Origin of the sequence: Bacillus sp. NPDC077411, assembly GCF_044543425.1 — a bacterium.
Classification (GTDB): Bacteria; Bacillota; Bacilli; order Bacillales; family Bacillaceae_G; genus Bacillus_A; species Bacillus_A bruguierae.
This window is the reverse complement of record NZ_JBITWA010000002.1, coordinates 323,625-340,296: the sequence shown is the minus strand read 5'-3', so window position 1 is coordinate 340,296 and position 16,672 is coordinate 323,625. Positions and strand designations below refer to the sequence as shown.

Sequence of the window (16,672 nt, the reverse complement as noted above, 5' to 3'; positions counted from 1 at the left end):
AAGGCTTTCCCCCTTTATGCACAAGGAATCCCCCTAAGTATAAGGGGGATTCGCTATAAGTGCTCTTTTAATTTTTCCAACGCTTCTTGGGCAGCATGCTGTTCTGCCTCTTTCTTAGACTTCCCACTTCCAAGACCTAATGATTCGCCGTTTAATGTAACGCGCGATACAAATTCTCGATTATGAGCTGGTCCTTTTTCTTGCAGAATTTGATATTCTATATTCCCGCTACCATCACGCTGAATTAACTCTTGGAGTTGACTTTTAAAATCCATCACATGAGAAAAAGCACCTTCATTAATTTTCGGATAAACAACTGTTTTTAAAAATCCCCATACCTTGTCCAAACCTTGGTCCAGGTAAAGTGCGCCAACAAACGCTTCAAAGACATCCGCTAATAACGCTGGACGTTCACGCCCTCCTGTCATTTCCTCTCCTTTTCCTAAAAGGACAAGATTTCCAAATGATAGCTCATTTGCAAAACGAACGAGAGAAGGTTCACATACAATAGCAGCGCGAAGTTTTGTTAATTCTCCCTCACTCATTGTCGGATATTTTTGAAACAAATATTGCGAAACTGTCAGTTCTAATACCGCATCTCCAAGAAATTCAAGACGCTCGTTATCTTCATGTGGCTTTTTCCGATGCTCATTCACATAGGATGAATGCGTAAATGCTTGAATCAACAACTTTTCATTTGTAAATGTAATACCTATTTTCTCTTGAAACTTTTTAAAAGCCTCTCGATATTTAGCTTCATGCTTCTTATCTCTATACTTTCTGTACGGCATAGGTCCCTCCAGGTATATATGCTGAGAAAGCCCCGTATATAAACGGGACTTCATCAAGCATTATAGATGACTCTCTATGTAAGTCACAGCATCGCCAACAGTAGCAATCTTTTCTGCTTCCTCATCAGAAATTTCCATTTCAAACTCATCTTCTAGTTGCATCACAAGTTCTACTACATCTAGGGAGTCAGCACCTAAATCTTCTTTAAAGTTTGCAGCTGGTGTTACCTCTGTTTCGTCTACTCCTAAACGATCTACGATGATTTTCGTTACACGCTCTAAAACGTCTGCCATATTCATTCACCTCCTTTAAAAAGTATAGACAAACTACTACTTTTTTAAATTCATCCGCTCTTCTCAAGACATTATATTTAATATTGTACAGAAAAACGAGATGAAATCAACCTATTTCTACAGTTTCTTCTCTTACATTACCATGCCGCCGTCAACATGAAGTGTTTGTCCAGTAATATAACGACTCGCATCTGATGCTAAAAAGGCAACTGCATTTGAAATATCTTCTGCTTCTCCAAATTTTGCAATTGGAATTAACTTTAACATTTCGTTCTTCACATCTTCCGCCAATACCTCTGTCATATCTGTTACGATAAATCCAGGAGCGATCGCATTTACTGTAATATTACGACTTGCCAGCTCTTTTGCTGCAGTTTTTGTTAATCCAATTACACCAGCTTTTGCTGCAACGTAATTTGCTTGCCCCGGATTCCCAGTAACACCGACAACAGAAGCGATGTTAATAATGCGCCCATAACGTTGACGCATCATATAACGAGATACAGCCTTTGTACATAAAAAGACACCTTTTAAGTTTGTATTAATAACCGCATCCCATTCTTCCTCTTTCATACGCATTAACAAATTATCTCTCGTAATGCCAGCGTTATTTACAAGAATATCAATTTGGCCAAATGTATCAACAGTTTGTTTTACCATGTCAGCTACTTCTTCGCTACTAGCAACATTTGCTTTTATTGCCATTGCTTCTGAACCTAAATTTTTAATCTCATCAACAACTTCATTTGCTTTCATTTCGTTTCCTGCGTAGTTTACAACTACTTTTGCACCTTGTTTTGCTAAATCTAATGCGATGGCACGGCCGATTCCGCGAGATGCTCCCGTTACTAATGCAACTTTGTCTTTTAATAACATTAGCCTTCTCCTCTCAGTTTTGAAATGGTATCTTTCATCGTTTCCTCATCGTATATTGCATATACTTTCGTAGACGGAGCGATTGATTTCATAAGACCAGCTAAAACTTTTCCAGGTCCAATTTCAATAAATGTATCTACGCCAAGCTCCACCATACGTTCAATGGATGGGTACCATAATACAGGGGAATAAAGTTGCTCAATTAACTTTTCTTGAATGTCTTCTTTACGCGTAATGCAATCTGCCGTTACATTTGCAATAACTGGAATTTCCGCATCCTCGATCTTAATTTCATTTAGCACACCTCGAAACTTCTCAGCTGCCGGTTTCATAAGTGATGAATGGAATGGACCGCTAACACGCAGTGGAATTGCACGCTTTGCACCGTTTTCTTTCGCTCTTTCTGAAGCTAATTCTACACCTTGTTTTGTACCAGAAATTACAATTTGCTTTGTGCTATTCATGTTCGCAACTTGAACAGGATAACCTTCACGCGTTACTTCTTCAGTTACCCGCTTTAACATATCAGGATCTGCTCCCATAATAGCCGCCATTGCACCTTCACCACTTGGCACAGCTTCTTCCATGTATTCACCACGTTTTCTTACAGCGTATACACCGTCTTCAAATGACATAGCACCTGCTGCCACTAGTGCGCTATACTCACCTAAACTATGTCCTGCAACATAGTCAGGTGTAATATCGTACTGTTCCAACACCTTTAAAATCGCAATACTTGTTGTTAACAATGCCGGCTGTGCGTTAGTCGTTAACGTCAATGTTTCTTGAGGACCCTCAAAAATAAGTGATGAGAGAGAATCTTTTAAAATCTCATCAGCCTGATGAAATACTTTTGCAACCTCTTCATAACTTTCTGCTAATTGTTTTCCCATTCCAACTGCTTGTGAACCTTGTCCCGGAAAAAGAAATGCTAGTTTTCCCATTTCAAACCCTCCTCATTATTGAAGCGGTTCCTCCTCCATTACGCTCGTAATAGTAGGAATAACTTCCTTCGCTACCATTTCTCGAGTTTGACGAATCGCACTAAAAATCGACTGGTCATTAGAAGAACCATGCGCTTTGATGACAGGAGCTTTCAATCCAAATAAAGCAGCTCCTCCATATTCTGAATAATCCATTTTATCTTTTAACACCCTAAGTTTTGGTTTTAATACGCTTGCCGCTAGCTTGCTTGTAAATGAACTCATCAATTGCTCTTTTAGCATAGAGAATAATGCAATTGCAGTCCCCTCTAACGTTTTAAGGGTAACATTTCCAGTAAATCCGTCACAAACAACCACATCAGCTACACCTTGTAATAAGTCTCGTGATTCTACATTTCCAACAAAGTTAAGCGGTGCATCTTTTAGCATTGCAAAGACTTGTTTAGAAAGCTCGTTTCCTTTTCCATCCTCAGTTCCTACATTTAAAAGACCTACGCGAGGATTAGAAATCCCTCTTACTTTCTCTGCATATACAGATCCCATTACAGCATACTGGTATAAATGAATTGCTTTCGCATCGACATTCGCACCAACATCTAGCATAACAAAGCCTTTTCCATCTACTGTTGGCATCGTAGGAGAAAGAGCAGGGCGCTCTATCCCTTCTATACGTCCTACCACAAATAATCCAGCTGCCATAAGAGCCCCTGTATTCCCAGCTGAAATACAAGCGTCAGCGGCACCTTCTTTTACTTGCTGCGCAGCAAGTACCATAGAAGCTTGTTTTTTCCGACGCACTGCTCGTACCGGCTCGTCTGTTCCTTCAATTACTTCCTCTGTGTGCAGCACCGTAATACGCTCTTCACTTGTTAAATACTTACGAATTTCGTCTTCTTTTCCAACTAACGTAATATGTAAATCTGAATATTCTTTAACTGCTTTCATTGCTCCAAGTACGACAGATTTCGGCGCATGATCGCCGCCCATTGCATCTATTGCGATTCTCATAAATTACTACCTTCCTCACTATAATTACTAGATCGATACATTTCAAAAGTGCCTGTAAATACAAGTTCGTCTCCAACAAAACTACGGACTTTGACAACCGTCCGTCCTTTATCATTCTCTACATCTTCAACACGTGCTTTCGCAACAACACGCTCTTCTAATTTTACAGGACGAATATATCGAATGGTAGACTTCGCAGTTAAAGCTAATTCTTCATCAATAACCGCAACAGCTAATGAGTTTGCTTGTGCAAATAAATGATGCCCGCGAGCAATTTGATTACGTTTAAAGACATGTTCTTCTTTCACCTCAAAAATAGAAATCGCATGTCTATCTAATTCTATATCAATAATTTCTCCTACCACTTCATCAAGCGGTAAAGATTTTACATCTTCTTCATGTTGTTTTGTTGCCACATGTTTAATTCGTTCTCGTAATTCTGGAATCGAAAGTTCCATACGATCAAGACGAATTGTTTGAATACTCACTTGAAATTGTTCAGCTAATTCTTCATCCGTAATAAACGGATTTGCTTCTATTGTTTGTTGTAATAACTCTTGTCTTTCTTTTTTCCTTCTCTTTTTCATTCCGCACCATCCATTTTTATGACTAGGTACTAACAGTAGTATATAAGCATTAAATACAGAATGCAACATTTTTTTACGTATTGCGCTTTAATCTAGCTTTTCTCCTTGAAAAACCCCTGATTTCTCTAAATATCTACGCAGCATTTCATACTGTTTACTTTGCCAAAACGCAGTCGAATCAACAAGTAGCGCAGCATCTTGCCTTGCTGTTTCTAACGCTCGATAATCATGTACCATATCAGCTAATTTAAATTCAGGTAAACCACTTTGCTTGCTCCCAAAAAAATCTCCAGGACCACGCAATTCTAAATCTTTTTCCGATAGGACAAATCCATCATTTGTCTCTGTCATAATACGCATACGTTCTTTTCCTGTTTCCGATTTCGGATCAGCAATTAAAATACAATAAGATTGTTCACTGCCACGTCCCACACGACCACGAAGTTGATGAAGTTGCGATAGCCCAAAACGCTCTGCATCATAAATAACCATCGTTGTTGCATTTGGCACATTCACACCAACTTCTACAACCGTTGTCGAAATGAGAATTTGCACTTTATTTTCGCTAAATTGGTGCATTACTTCATCTTTCTCCTGAGAAGAAAGGCGGCCATGCATCAGACCAACTTGAAATTTCCCTTGATAATGATGCGTCAACATACTATGCAAATCAATTGCATTTTGCACATCCAATTTCTCCGATTCTTCAATTAATGGACAAATGACATACGCTTGTCGTCCTTTTTTTACTTCTTTCTCTACAAATCCAAGAACACGTTCAAACATATCATGTTTCGCCCAGTATGTTTCAATGACTTTACGACCCGCCGGCATCTCATCAATAATTGATACATCCATTTCACCAAACGCAGTAATTGCTAATGTACGAGGAATTGGCGTTGCTGTCATAAATAAAACATCAGGATTTTCCCCTTTTTCCCTCAATACACGACGCTGCGCTACACCAAAGCGATGTTGTTCATCCGTAATTACAAGCCCAAGCCTGTGAAATATGACTTCATTTTGAATTAAAGCATGAGTTCCGACGAGAATATCAATTTCTCCTTGTTCTAGTCTAGCTAGTATCTCGCGGCGACGCGCTCCCTTTACAGAGCTTGTTAATAATTCAATATTCATATTAAAATGAGAAAATATAGATACTAACGATTGATAGTGTTGCTCTGCTAAAATTTCTGTCGGTACCATTAATGCCCCTTGATATCCAGCTAATTTCGCTGCATACAAAGCAATTGCAGCCACTACCGTTTTTCCAGAACCTACGTCACCTTGTAGTAAACGATTCATTCGATACGGGGATTCCAAATCTTTCATAATTTCTGTAACAACACGCTGCTGTGCATTCGTTAACGGAAAAGGAAGGGCTCCTATAAACTCTTCTAATTGTTCAAGAGATACGTCTTTTTTTGTTCCCTTCGAACTTTCCCGCTCCATTTTACGAAGTGCCTGCATCTTCAATTGAAACAAGAAAAATTCTTCATATACGAAGCGGCGACGCGCCTGTTTCATATCTTCTTGTCCACTAGGAAAATGTAAAGCATATAGTGCTTTATAACGAGATAATAATTTGTAACGCGACAACAATCCTTCTGGCAACACTTCTTTCACAAAAGAACCATACTCTTTAAACGCCCCCGCAATAAAGCGACGCATTTGTTTTACTGTCAATTTACCCTTAACTGAATATACTGGTTCTACTTCTTGTTGACGAACAACCGGCCCAAAGTGAAGTTCAGATACCGAAATCGTTTGACGATGTTGATCCCATTTTCCAGATATCGTTATCGTTTCATCAATATTTAACTTCTGCTTATAGTAGGGTCGGTTAAAGCATACAGCTGTAATTAAATAGCGCCCAACCAGAACACGTACAGTAAGACGAGATTTCTTTTTTCCATAATATTGTAAAAGAGGTGCACTATGTACCTTTCCCTCCACAGTTACCCGTTCTTCATGTTTAACTTCAGCCAAATCCTTCATCGCATAGTCTTCATAACGATACGGAAAATGCTCTAGTAAATCAGAAACCGTAAAAATCCCCATCTCATTTAGTAATACAGCTGTTTCTTCTCCAATCCCTTTCACATCCGTAATTGGAATTTGCACCACTTCACCCAAGATCTTCACGCCCCGTCAAATCTTATTCCTAACCTTTCATGTATAACGCTCATCTTCTTTACTTGCAGGTTATATCTCAACAATAGATTACATATTTTCATTTTCACTTTGAATATGCAATCACTACCTCTCCTATTCTACCATAGCATCAAGAAAGCATAGTAGTCATTTCACCTTCCCCTAGTCGCATATATATTCATTTTAATTTTCCAACATATAAGTCCTGCTACGCAAAATACAACATGACCGCTACTTGCTTTCTCCTTTTGTTTTAACCTCGCATGTAACAAAAAAGACCCTGACCGTTTCTATGCGTGGACAGTTATCCCCTACCTATCTTCCTTGCTTCTTTCTCAATCTTGAGGTGGGGTCTTACTGCCCACGAATAGCGGGATAAATAAAACCATACCGATGGAAGTTTCACTTTATTCCCCAAAAGAAAGAGAGCCTCACCATATTTATTAGCAAGACCCTCTCATCACTTATATTAGTTCATCTCATTATAGAGTAAGTACATTTTAAACGAAATAAAAATTTATTCTACAGAAAAAATGAAAGAATATAAAGGTTGATTTCCATTATGAACTTCCACTTCTACATCTTCAAATTTTTCTTCTACAAATGTTACTAATTCATCTACTTCTTCTTCTGATGCATCTTCACCCTGTAAAATTGTTAAAATCTCTGCATCTTCATCAAGCATATTTTCTAACAGTTTTTTCGCAGCTGTAATTTTTTCTACATCTGTAGATACAATTTTCCCATCTGCAATGCACATGAAGTCATCTTTATTAATTGTTACACCATCAATTTCTGTATCACGAACCGCATACGTGATTTGGCCTGTTTTCACATGAGCAAGCGCTTCGTTCATTTGCGCTTCGTTTTCTTCAAGAGTTCCTGCTGGATTAAAAGCAAGCATCGCTGCCATACCTTGTGGAACTGTTTTTGAACGAACAACAATTACTTCTTGGTCCACTACAGAAGCTGCTTGCTCTGCAGCCATTACAATATTACCATTGTTCGGTAATATAATAACTTTTTCTGCATTTGCTTCTTCAATCGCTTTTACAATATCTTCTGTACTTGGATTCATCGTTTGACCGCCTTCAATAACTACCTTCGCACCGATGCTTTCAAACAATTCTTTAATACCAGAACCCATTGCCACAGTTATAATTCCATAAGGCTGTTTTTCAGCAGGTTGTTTTACTTCTACATGCATCGCCATAGGCTCATCTAATAAAGCAGTATGTTGTTCACGCATATTTTCTACTTTAATTTTAATTAAGCTTCCATAACGTTGTCCGTAGTTCATCGCATCTCCAGGATGCTCTGCATGAATATGAACTTTTACGATTTCATCATCAGATACAACAAGCAATGAATCACCATACACACTAATCTCTTCACGGAATTTTTGCTCAGAGAAATTATGCTCTTTCATTTTCTCATCGTCTAACTTAACCATAAATTCTGTGCAGTAGCCGTATTTAATATCCTCTGTACTCAATTGGCTTTGTACACTACGGTGATGTTCTGCACGTACCATTTCGTTCATAGATGGTTGTGTTGGCTGATTAGAAGCGATTGTTTCACCCTTTAAGTCCGCTAGAAATCCTTCATAAACGACAACAAGACCTTTCCCACCGCTATCTACAACACCAACTTGCTTTAATACAGGTAATAAATCAGGTGTACGATTTAATGATGCATTCGCTTCTTTCACAACTTCTTCCATAAATAAAACAAAGTCGCGCTGTTTTTTCGCAACTGTGATTGCATGTTTACTCGTTTCCCTTGCAACAGTTAAAATTGTTCCTTCAATTGGCTTCATAACTGCTTTATATGCCGTTTCTACGCCTGCTTCTAACGCATCAGCAAAATCAATTGTTGTTAATTCTTCTTTTTGTTCAATGGATTTCGAAAAACCACGGAACAACTGAGATAAAATAACACCTGAGTTACCACGCGCTCCCATTAATAATCCTTTGGCTAAACTTGTTCCGACTTTACCAGCGTGTTGTGAAGGATTTCCTTTCACTTCGCGCGCACCTGAAGTCATTGATAAGTTCATATTTGTACCCGTATCGCCATCTGGAACTGGAAAAACGTTTAAAGCATCAACAAGTTGAACATTGTTTGTTAAATTATTTGCTCCTTGTATGATCATTTGTGACAAACGTTTTCCATCAATTTTTTGAATTGACACAGTTCTTCCTCCTTAATGCACATTACAAGTTTATTACTTTAACTCCTTGTACGTAGATGTTTACAGAATCTACTGCTAGTCCTACCGTTTGATCTAGTGTATATTTCACTTTCGTTTGGACGTTATGTGCTACCTCTGAAATTTTTGTACCATAGCTCACGATAATATACATATCAATATGTACTTCATCTTCGTCTTTACGAACAATAACGCCTCTAGTGAAGTTTTCTTTTCGTAAAATTTCTGTCAACCCATCTTTTAATTGGTTTTTAGAAGCCATACCGACGATGCCGTAACAGTCTACTGCAGCGCCTCCAGCAATTGTTGCAATTACATCTGTACTAATATCAATTTGACCGTACTTCGTTTTAATTTCAATTGACATCTCGTTTCCCCCTTCTGAAATGGTGAAAGTGAGCTAGACTACTTTATTTACTATCATATAATCTTTTTAAAGAAAATTCCATCGTTCTTTCTTTTCGCTCTCACATTTATATAAAAAATAGCATTTTTTATGGTGAGCAAAATAGTCCATTGTTATTATACAACATATATCACTACAATATGTCAAGTAATTTTTCTTGATTTCAACTTTTAATTCCTTACATATAGTGTCAAGTAATTTTTCTTGATTTCTTTTTTATACACTGTTGCATTCTCTTTTTAGTTGTGTTAAATTATAGTAGTGTTTTTAGCATCGCATAAAAGACTAACATTGAAAATTACGTAGGTTACGGTAGTTAAGGGAGGGAAATATAGATGGCTCGTGTTTGTGCTATTACTGGAAGAAAAGCTCGTTCTGGTAACTCTCGTTCTCACGCAATGAACGCTACAAAACGTAAATGGGGCGCTAACCTTCAAAAAGTTCGCGTACGCATTAACGGTAAAGTTCAACGTGTTTACGTTTCTGCTAGAGCATTAAAATCTGGCAAAATCGAACGTGTTTAATAATAAAAAAGAGAGCCTGTTGGCTCTTTTTTTATTATGCTCATGAAAAAAGCACCGGTAATAGGTGCTTTTTATCCTTTTTTAAAGGTATTCAATACCGCGCGAACAATTCCACCAAGAAATTTCGGTAACTTAATTGTATAAAATCTCATGGTTTCCCTCCTAATCCCATTACTCCACTTGTTTACTATAGACGCCGCAACAAAGGTATTCCTTCAATCAGTGCTTCTTATCACCATTAATATGCCAGAGGTAAATGAAAAAGTACCTTTTTCCGCAACGAGTTCATTACTAATACAAAGTGTCGATCCCCATTTTATCGTTTTATCATTAAGGGGATATTTAAAACCACGAAGTGTAATTCCCGTTACTATTTCTGTCATTGGAACAAAGGATATGTAAGGAAATGATGAATTTTTTTCAATTGTATATGTACCGGATTCCCTAACTGAAATTTCATTTTTATAATCTACAATACTTATATTGATATTGGATTGTAAACCTTTTATTAACATTTGAATGTTTGCTAAACTATGATCCAACCTTCCACCTGTTGCACCAAAAATACGAATTTGTTCTGGTTGTTGCTTTAAAGCCCAGTTAATCGCAATCTCTAAATCAGTTTGATCCTTTTCTTTCGGTACAATATGCAGATCATGTTTCTGCTTTTGCATCCATACTAGTTCCTCTTTTGTAACAGAATCATAATCACCAAACGCTACTTCTGGCATGATTCCAAACTGCAACAAATGGTATACTCCGCGATCAACAGCTGCCCATACAACCTCTTCACTCTCATATTTAGAAAAATCTGCCCAGCACTCTACTGGACCCCCAGCTAAAATATGAATAATCACGTTCTCTCTCCTCCTATAGAAAAAAGGCAATCTGCTAATAGCTAGATTACCTTTTTCTTTTAAACAATATTCCTATCTACTGCTTCCTTTTTATCCCGCTATTTTTGGGCAGTAATACTCCCATCTCAAAATTCAGCGAAAGCATTGTCCAGCTCCAGTGGCTAGAATGTTCGGTGGCTTCGCTTCTTCCTACGAGGTAAAAAACCCCTCTACGTCAGAAGCTCCATCCCCCTCACATTCTGAACGAGCCACTTCCGCTTTTCTTAAAAAGTTAGGTGGGGGATGAAGAAAACCCCCACTGATTAAAGTTTCACTTTATCCGCGAATCGCAGCAATTGCTGCCCCGCGATCTTTTTCATTATATACTGCAGATCCAGCAACGAGAACATTCGCTCCTGCTTCTACACATAATTTTGCTGTTTCTACATTCACGCCGCCATCAACTTCAATCTCTACTTGCAAATTACGTTCACGAATCACATCAGCAACTTGTTTAATTTTCGGCAATACAGAATGAATGAACTTTTGTCCGCCAAATCCTGGATTTACCGTCATAAATAGCACCATATCTACATCTTCTAATACGTGTTCAATCATAGAAACCGGTGTATGTGGATTTAAAACAACACCCGCTTTAATGCCTTGTGATTTAATTAATTGAATTGTACGATGCAAGTGCGGGCAAGCTTCTACATGTACCGTAATAATGTCAGCGCCTGCTTTCGCAAAAGTCTCAATATACTGATCCGGATTTTCAATCATAAGATGAACATCTAATGGTAAAGAGGTAATCGGGCGAATAGCTTCCACAATTAACGGTCCAATTGTAATGTTTGGAACAAAATGTCCGTCCATTACATCGACATGTATGTAATCTGCTCCGCCTTTTTCTACATCTTTAATTTCTTCTCCCAATCTTGAAAAATCTGCTGATAAAATCGATGGTGCAATTTTAATCATAATTAATACCTCGGCTTTCTTTCTCTAATTTCTTCAATAAATTGCACATAGTGCTCATAACGATAGTTTGTAATATTCCCTTCTTCTACCGCTTCTTTCACCGCACACTTCGGTTCAGAAAGATGTGTACAACCTCTAAATTTACAGTATTGACTCTGTTCTTTCAACTCTGGAAAACAATATGTGAGATCTTCTACTTCTATATCGATGAAATCGAGTGAACTAAATCCAGGTGTATCCGCCACAAGCCCACTTCCTACTTCAATTAATTCCACATGTCTTGTTGTATGCTTACCTCGTCCTAAATGAGCTGAAATCCCACTCGTTTTTAGTGCTAAATCTGGACGTAACACATTTAAAAGCGAAGATTTCCCTACACCAGATTGACCTGCTACAACGGAAACACATCCTTCTAAAAACGGCTTTAACACTTCTATACTTTCTGATGTTGTCGTTGAAGTGAATATAACGTCATATCCAATTTCCATGTAATCCTTCGCATATGCCTCAATCATTTCACGTGTTTTCACATCTATTAAGTCCATCTTACTAATACAAATAATTGGCTTAATATTATGAAACTCAATTAAAACTAAAAACCGATCTAATAGCAATGGATTGAATTCTGGTTCTACGGCTGAAAACACAAGAAGTGCTTGATCAATATTCGCAATCGGTGGACGCACAAGTTCATTTTTTCGTTCTAATATCTCTAGAACATATCCTTCACTCGGATTATCAGCTTGAAATACAACTTGATCACCAACAAGCGGTGTAATCTTATGCTTGCGAAATATACCTCGTCCGCGGCACTGTGTTATCCCTTCTTCATGCTGCACATAGTAGAACCCACTTAAAGCTTTTATAATTTTCCCTTCTGGCATACGTTCTCTCCTTTATTTATCCCGCTATTCGCGGGCAGTAATACTCCCATCTCAAAATTCAGCGAAAGCATTGTCCAGCTTCAGTGGCTAGAATGTTCGGTGGCTTCGCTTCTTCCCCCTCACATTCTGAACGAGCCACTTCCGCTTTTCTTAAGAAGTTTGGTAGGAGATAAACTGCCCCTAAAAGCCCGATTGGTTCAACTAATAATCAGTGGGGGATGAAGAAAATCCCACTGATTAAAGTTTCACTTTATCTTGTTCTAAAAGACATAAAAATAGTTATTCACAATAGACTTTAGAACGAGATTCGTTCAACTCACCATTTATAATTATTTTTAATAGGAGTTTCACCTTATTGCGTTGGATACAAAACTTCTTTTTCAATTAAGGTCGTTCCGTCACGAACAATTTTGTAACGCCCTTTTTTTCCTTCTTGAATAATAAAGTCAAGAGAGACTGTCGTTGACTCTGTTATCGTTCTCGTTTCAAACGGTTTATCCATAGTATTTTGCATATCTTCTTTATATATTTCAATTTTTTGTGGTGTTTTCTCTCCAGTTGCTGGTCCTTGATACTGAATCGGAATATTGTCAACTTTTACAATTTTTGTTGGTTTTTCTTTTTGTCCTTCAGAGACAGTAATTGTTACTTTTGCCCCTTCTTTTAAGTTCGTGTCTGGCTTTGGTGATTGAGAAATAACAAGCCCCTTCTCCACTGTATCAGAATACTCTCTCTTTATTTCTGGCACTAGCTTTTTCTCGTTTAAAGAGCTATTTACACTACTTTCTGTCCAACCAGAAAAATCAACGAGTCGTATTTGTTTTGGTCCTTTACTAATCCAAACCTTTACCTCTTGCTCTTCTTCTACAATAGATTGCCCTGCTTCTGGACTTTGTTCCACAATTTCACCTTGCGGCTTGTCACTTTCAATATAATAAGGAATAACCCCTTTATATGGAGTCAATTCATCTTTAATCTTTTCATAATCTTTCCCTATTAAATTAAGCATTTTTTTCTTTTGCTTTCCACCTGATTTGAAAATCGTAATTTTTGTATTTGCTCGTACAACTCGTCCTGCCGCTGGACTTGTTTTAATAACCTTACCTTCTTCCACTTCATTCGTATATATAACTTGCGGTGATGATGTCAATTCAAATCCTTTATTCCCAAGTATATTCACTGCTTTTTCATATGTCATTCCAGACACATCTGGCACTTTAACTTCCTTTGGAATAAAGAAACCTGGAATCACCGTCACTGCCAATATTCCACAAACAACTAAAAATAGGAACGTCGTTAACAAAATTTTAAGCCAACGATTGCTTTTTTTCTTCTTTTGTTCTTCTGGTTCGTCCTGCTGCTTTTCTTCTTTCGACTTTCCAGGTAAAACAATTGTTTCTTCAGTATTTGCACTTATTAACTGTTCCTGCTGAATGATAGGAATCGCTTTTGTTGCTTCCATATCTTCTGGTATATAGAAAGGTTGTTCATTTATTCGTTCTGGATATAATGCAGTTTCAATATCACGTTTCATTGCATTTACAGACTGATAACGATGAAACGGATCTTTCGCTGTTGCTTTTAAAATAATATTTTCTACACTTTGCGGAATATCAGGATTCCACCTTTTGGGAGATGGTGTTTCATTTTGTAAATGTTTAAGCGCAATAGAAACAGCAGATTCTCCAGAAAACGGCGGCCTTCCAGTTAATAATTCAAACATTACAATCCCAAGAGAATAAATGTCTGATTGCTTATTTGCAACACCACCTCTTGCCTGTTCAGGAGATAAATAATGAACAGAACCAAGCACAGAATTTGTGTGTGTTATAGTAGTTGCACTTGTCGCAGTTGCAATCCCAAAGTCCGTAACCTTCACAACACCATCATTTCGAATTAAAATGTTATGAGGCTTAATATCACGGTGGACAATTTCAAAATGATGCGCATGAGCCATCGCAGCAGTTAATTGTTCCATAATATTAATCGCTTCTTCTACAGGAAGAAGACCTCGCTGTTGTATGTATTGTTTTAACGTTTGACCTGGTACATATTCCATAACAAGATAATAGATTCCATCTTCTTCTCCAACATCATACATATTCACAATATTTGGATGCGATAACGTTGTAACCGACTGTGCTTCTCGATGGAAACGCTTAATAAATTCTTCATTATTTGAATAGTCAAGCCGCAGCATTTTTACAGCTACATCACGATCGAGTATGTCATCATGTGCCAAATATACATTGGCCATTCCCCCGCCGCCAATCATTTTTAGTAGCTTGTAACGGTCATTTAGGCGTCTTCCAATCATCACGTTGTCATTCACCTACTTTCGTTCGCCGAGTCCGCATAATCAATAATGACAAGAGTAATATTGTCTTCCCCTCCAAAATCATTTGCAAGCTGCACAAGCTGCTCACTTTTTGCTTGCAGAGGCTCATCAGATTTTAAAATCTCTTGCATATTACTCATTGCAACTTTATTAGATAACCCATCCGAACAGAGTAACAGTTGATCTCCCTCTTCTAATACTAAGGTTTTCACATCTAATATAACGGTTTCTTCCGTACCAAGTGCCCTAAGTAAAACATTTTTTCTAGGATGATATTCGGCATCTTCTTTTGAAATTTCTCCATGCCGAACGAGTTCATTTACAAGGGAATGATCTTCTGTAACAAGTGACATATAATCATCTGATAACATATAACAGCGACTATCTCCAATATGACCAATCGTAACAAAAGTATCCGTACATATAGCAGCAACGATTGTTGTCCCCATTCCACTACATTCTGGATGTTCTCCAGAATATTTATATACTCGTTCATTAATAATTTGAGCATGATTATGTAACCATTGTTCTGCTTTTTTAGGCGTATCCATATTATACGTTTGTTTCCAATAGTCATGGAACAATTGGATTGCCATCGAGCTAGCAACATCGCCTGCTCGATGACCTCCCATTCCATCTGCTACAACAGCTAAAACCTCTCCATCTAAATTATGAAATACTCCTGCACTATCTTCATTATGTTGACGAACCTTCCCTTTATCAGATAGAAACACGGTTTTCATTATCTCACCTCGTCTCTTCTTTGCGCTCCTTTGCACGCAATTGACCGCAGGCTGCATCAATATCATGACCTTGTTCACGACGAATTGTTACGTTAACACCACGATCTTTTAATGTTTTTTCAAACAAGAAAATTTGTTCACGCGGCGTTCTCACATAATCGCGTTCTGGTACGTAGTTAACTGGAATTAAGTTAACATGACATTTTACACCTTTTAACAGCTGAGCTAATTCTACAGCATGTTCGACTTGGTCATTTTCTCCTCCAAATAAGCCATATTCAAACGTAACACGGCGCCCTGTTTTTTCAGTATAATATTTAATAGCTTCCATTAAATCTGGCAGCTTGTACGCTCGGTTAATTGGCATTAATTTTGAACGTAGCTCTGTATTTGGAGCATGTAAAGAAACCGCAAAATTAATTTGTATGTTTTCTTCCGCAAACTTATAAATTTTCGGGATAATCCCACTTGTTGATACCGTCATATGACGCGCTCCAATGTGAAGTCCTTTTTCATGATTCACGATGCGTAAAAACGCCATTAAACTATCATAATTATCAAATGGTTCTCCAATTCCCATCACGACAAGAGAGCTGACACGCTCATCTGTAGCGTCTAACTCACGTTGTACTTCGACAACTTGTGCAACAATCTCACCAGCTTCTAAATTACGTTTTAAACCGCCAAGTGTTGATGCACAAAACGTACAGCCAATTCGGCAGCCAACTTGTGTTGTCACACAAATTGAATTTCCGTATTCATGGCGCATTAATACTGTTTCAATAGAATAGCCATCATGCAGTTGAAATAAAAATTTAATCGTTCCATCTGAAGACGTTTGTTTTACTAATGTTTTTAAAGTTGTAATATCAAAGGAATTCGACAATTTTTCACGCAATCCTTTAGAAAGGTTTGACATATCCTCAAAAGTTGTTACTCTTTTTTTGTATAGCCAATCAAAAACTTGACCGGCACGGAATTTAGGTTCTCCTTGTTCTTTTAACCATTGTTCCATATCATGAAGCTGCAAGGAGTAAATAGATGGTTTTTTTTCTTCTAATTCTTTTTTTTGTTTTTTCACAGTTGTTTCCATG

General features: G+C 37.7%; 17 protein-coding genes. 1 reads left to right on the top strand and 16 read right to left on the bottom strand.

The window, feature by feature from the left end; all coding sequences use genetic code 11:
* Nucleotides 1-53 precede the first annotated feature (53 nt).
* The 9 genes from rnc to ACIGHG_RS05075 all read right to left on the bottom strand — a co-directional run bounded on the left by rnc (nucleotide 54) and on the right by ACIGHG_RS05075 (nucleotide 9,233).
* Nucleotides 54-791, bottom strand: a complete 738-nt coding sequence (rnc, locus tag ACIGHG_RS05115; protein ID WP_090912720.1) for a ribonuclease III — start codon at nucleotides 789-791, stop codon at nucleotides 54-56.
* A 60-nt stretch (nucleotides 792-851) separates the two neighbouring features.
* The gene (gene acpP, locus ACIGHG_RS05110; RefSeq protein WP_020059185.1) at nucleotides 852-1,085 is read right to left on the bottom strand and encodes an acyl carrier protein; all 234 of its coding nucleotides are present in this window, start codon (nucleotides 1,083-1,085) and stop codon (nucleotides 852-854) included.
* 132 nt (nucleotides 1,086-1,217) lie between these two features.
* Nucleotides 1,218-1,961: a 3-oxoacyl-[acyl-carrier-protein] reductase gene (gene fabG, locus ACIGHG_RS05105; protein ID WP_336473195.1), complete on the bottom strand. Its 744-nt coding sequence runs from the start codon at nucleotides 1,959-1,961 to the stop codon at nucleotides 1,218-1,220.
* Nucleotides 1,961-2,905: an ACP S-malonyltransferase gene (gene fabD / locus ACIGHG_RS05100; RefSeq protein WP_336473194.1), complete on the bottom strand. Its 945-nt coding sequence runs from the start codon at nucleotides 2,903-2,905 to the stop codon at nucleotides 1,961-1,963. Before fabD ends, fabG begins: the two co-directional genes overlap by 1 nt.
* A 15-nt stretch (nucleotides 2,906-2,920) precedes the next feature.
* Complete coding sequence (gene plsX, locus ACIGHG_RS05095) at nucleotides 2,921-3,913, bottom strand: phosphate acyltransferase PlsX (protein WP_336473193.1); 993 nt, start codon at nucleotides 3,911-3,913, stop codon at nucleotides 2,921-2,923.
* Nucleotides 3,910-4,500 (bottom strand): transcription factor FapR, encoded by a 591-nt coding sequence (gene fapR / locus ACIGHG_RS05090; protein WP_090913673.1) that lies wholly within the window; start codon nucleotides 4,498-4,500, stop codon nucleotides 3,910-3,912. The genes plsX and fapR overlap by 4 nt, the downstream gene beginning before the upstream one ends.
* Nucleotides 4,501-4,587: 87 nt before the next feature.
* A complete protein-coding gene (gene recG, locus ACIGHG_RS05085; RefSeq protein ID WP_336473192.1) occupies nucleotides 4,588-6,636 on the bottom strand; it encodes an ATP-dependent DNA helicase RecG in 2,049 nt (682 codons plus the stop codon).
* Nucleotides 6,637-7,171: 535 nt separating this feature from the next.
* Nucleotides 7,172-8,848 (bottom strand): DAK2 domain-containing protein, encoded by a 1,677-nt coding sequence (locus tag ACIGHG_RS05080; protein WP_336473191.1) that lies wholly within the window; start codon nucleotides 8,846-8,848, stop codon nucleotides 7,172-7,174.
* Between the two features lie 22 nt (nucleotides 8,849-8,870).
* Nucleotides 8,871-9,233 carry an Asp23/Gls24 family envelope stress response protein gene (locus ACIGHG_RS05075; protein WP_000021111.1) on the bottom strand — a complete coding sequence of 121 codons (363 nt, stop codon included), beginning with the start codon at nucleotides 9,231-9,233 and terminating at the stop codon, nucleotides 8,871-8,873.
* A 374-nt stretch (nucleotides 9,234-9,607) separates the two neighbouring features.
* Between ACIGHG_RS05075 and rpmB the strand changes: the two genes are divergently transcribed.
* Complete coding sequence (rpmB, locus tag ACIGHG_RS05070; protein WP_012094952.1) at nucleotides 9,608-9,796, top strand: 50S ribosomal protein L28; 189 nt, start codon at nucleotides 9,608-9,610, stop codon at nucleotides 9,794-9,796.
* A 71-nt stretch (nucleotides 9,797-9,867) separates the two neighbouring features.
* On the opposite strand, the gene spoVM is transcribed toward rpmB, so the two are convergent.
* From spoVM to rlmN, 7 genes are all read right to left on the bottom strand, one after another.
* A complete protein-coding gene (gene spoVM, locus ACIGHG_RS05065; RefSeq protein WP_020059192.1) occupies nucleotides 9,868-9,948 on the bottom strand; it encodes a stage V sporulation protein SpoVM in 81 nt (26 codons plus the stop codon).
* A 63-nt stretch (nucleotides 9,949-10,011) separates the two neighbouring features.
* Nucleotides 10,012-10,653, bottom strand: coding sequence for a thiamine diphosphokinase (locus ACIGHG_RS05060; protein WP_090912708.1), 642 nt, complete (start codon nucleotides 10,651-10,653; stop codon nucleotides 10,012-10,014).
* A gap of 315 nt (nucleotides 10,654-10,968) precedes the next feature.
* On the bottom strand, nucleotides 10,969-11,613 hold the full coding sequence (rpe, locus tag ACIGHG_RS05055) for a ribulose-phosphate 3-epimerase (RefSeq protein ID WP_090912706.1): 645 nt from the start codon (nucleotides 11,611-11,613) through the stop codon (nucleotides 10,969-10,971).
* 2 nt (nucleotides 11,614-11,615) lie between these two features.
* Nucleotides 11,616-12,497: a ribosome small subunit-dependent GTPase A gene (rsgA, locus tag ACIGHG_RS05050; RefSeq protein ID WP_336473189.1), complete on the bottom strand. Its 882-nt coding sequence runs from the start codon at nucleotides 12,495-12,497 to the stop codon at nucleotides 11,616-11,618.
* 352 nt (nucleotides 12,498-12,849) lie between these two features.
* Complete coding sequence (pknB, locus tag ACIGHG_RS05045; RefSeq protein WP_336473188.1) at nucleotides 12,850-14,817, bottom strand: Stk1 family PASTA domain-containing Ser/Thr kinase; 1,968 nt, start codon at nucleotides 14,815-14,817, stop codon at nucleotides 12,850-12,852.
* Between the two features lie 8 nt (nucleotides 14,818-14,825).
* Complete coding sequence (locus ACIGHG_RS05040) at nucleotides 14,826-15,578, bottom strand: Stp1/IreP family PP2C-type Ser/Thr phosphatase (RefSeq protein WP_090912699.1); 753 nt, start codon at nucleotides 15,576-15,578, stop codon at nucleotides 14,826-14,828.
* A gap of 4 nt (nucleotides 15,579-15,582) precedes the next feature.
* A complete protein-coding gene (gene rlmN / locus ACIGHG_RS05035; protein ID WP_090912696.1) occupies nucleotides 15,583-16,671 on the bottom strand; it encodes a dual-specificity RNA methyltransferase RlmN in 1,089 nt (362 codons plus the stop codon).
* Between the last annotated feature and the right edge of the window lies 1 nt (nucleotide 16,672).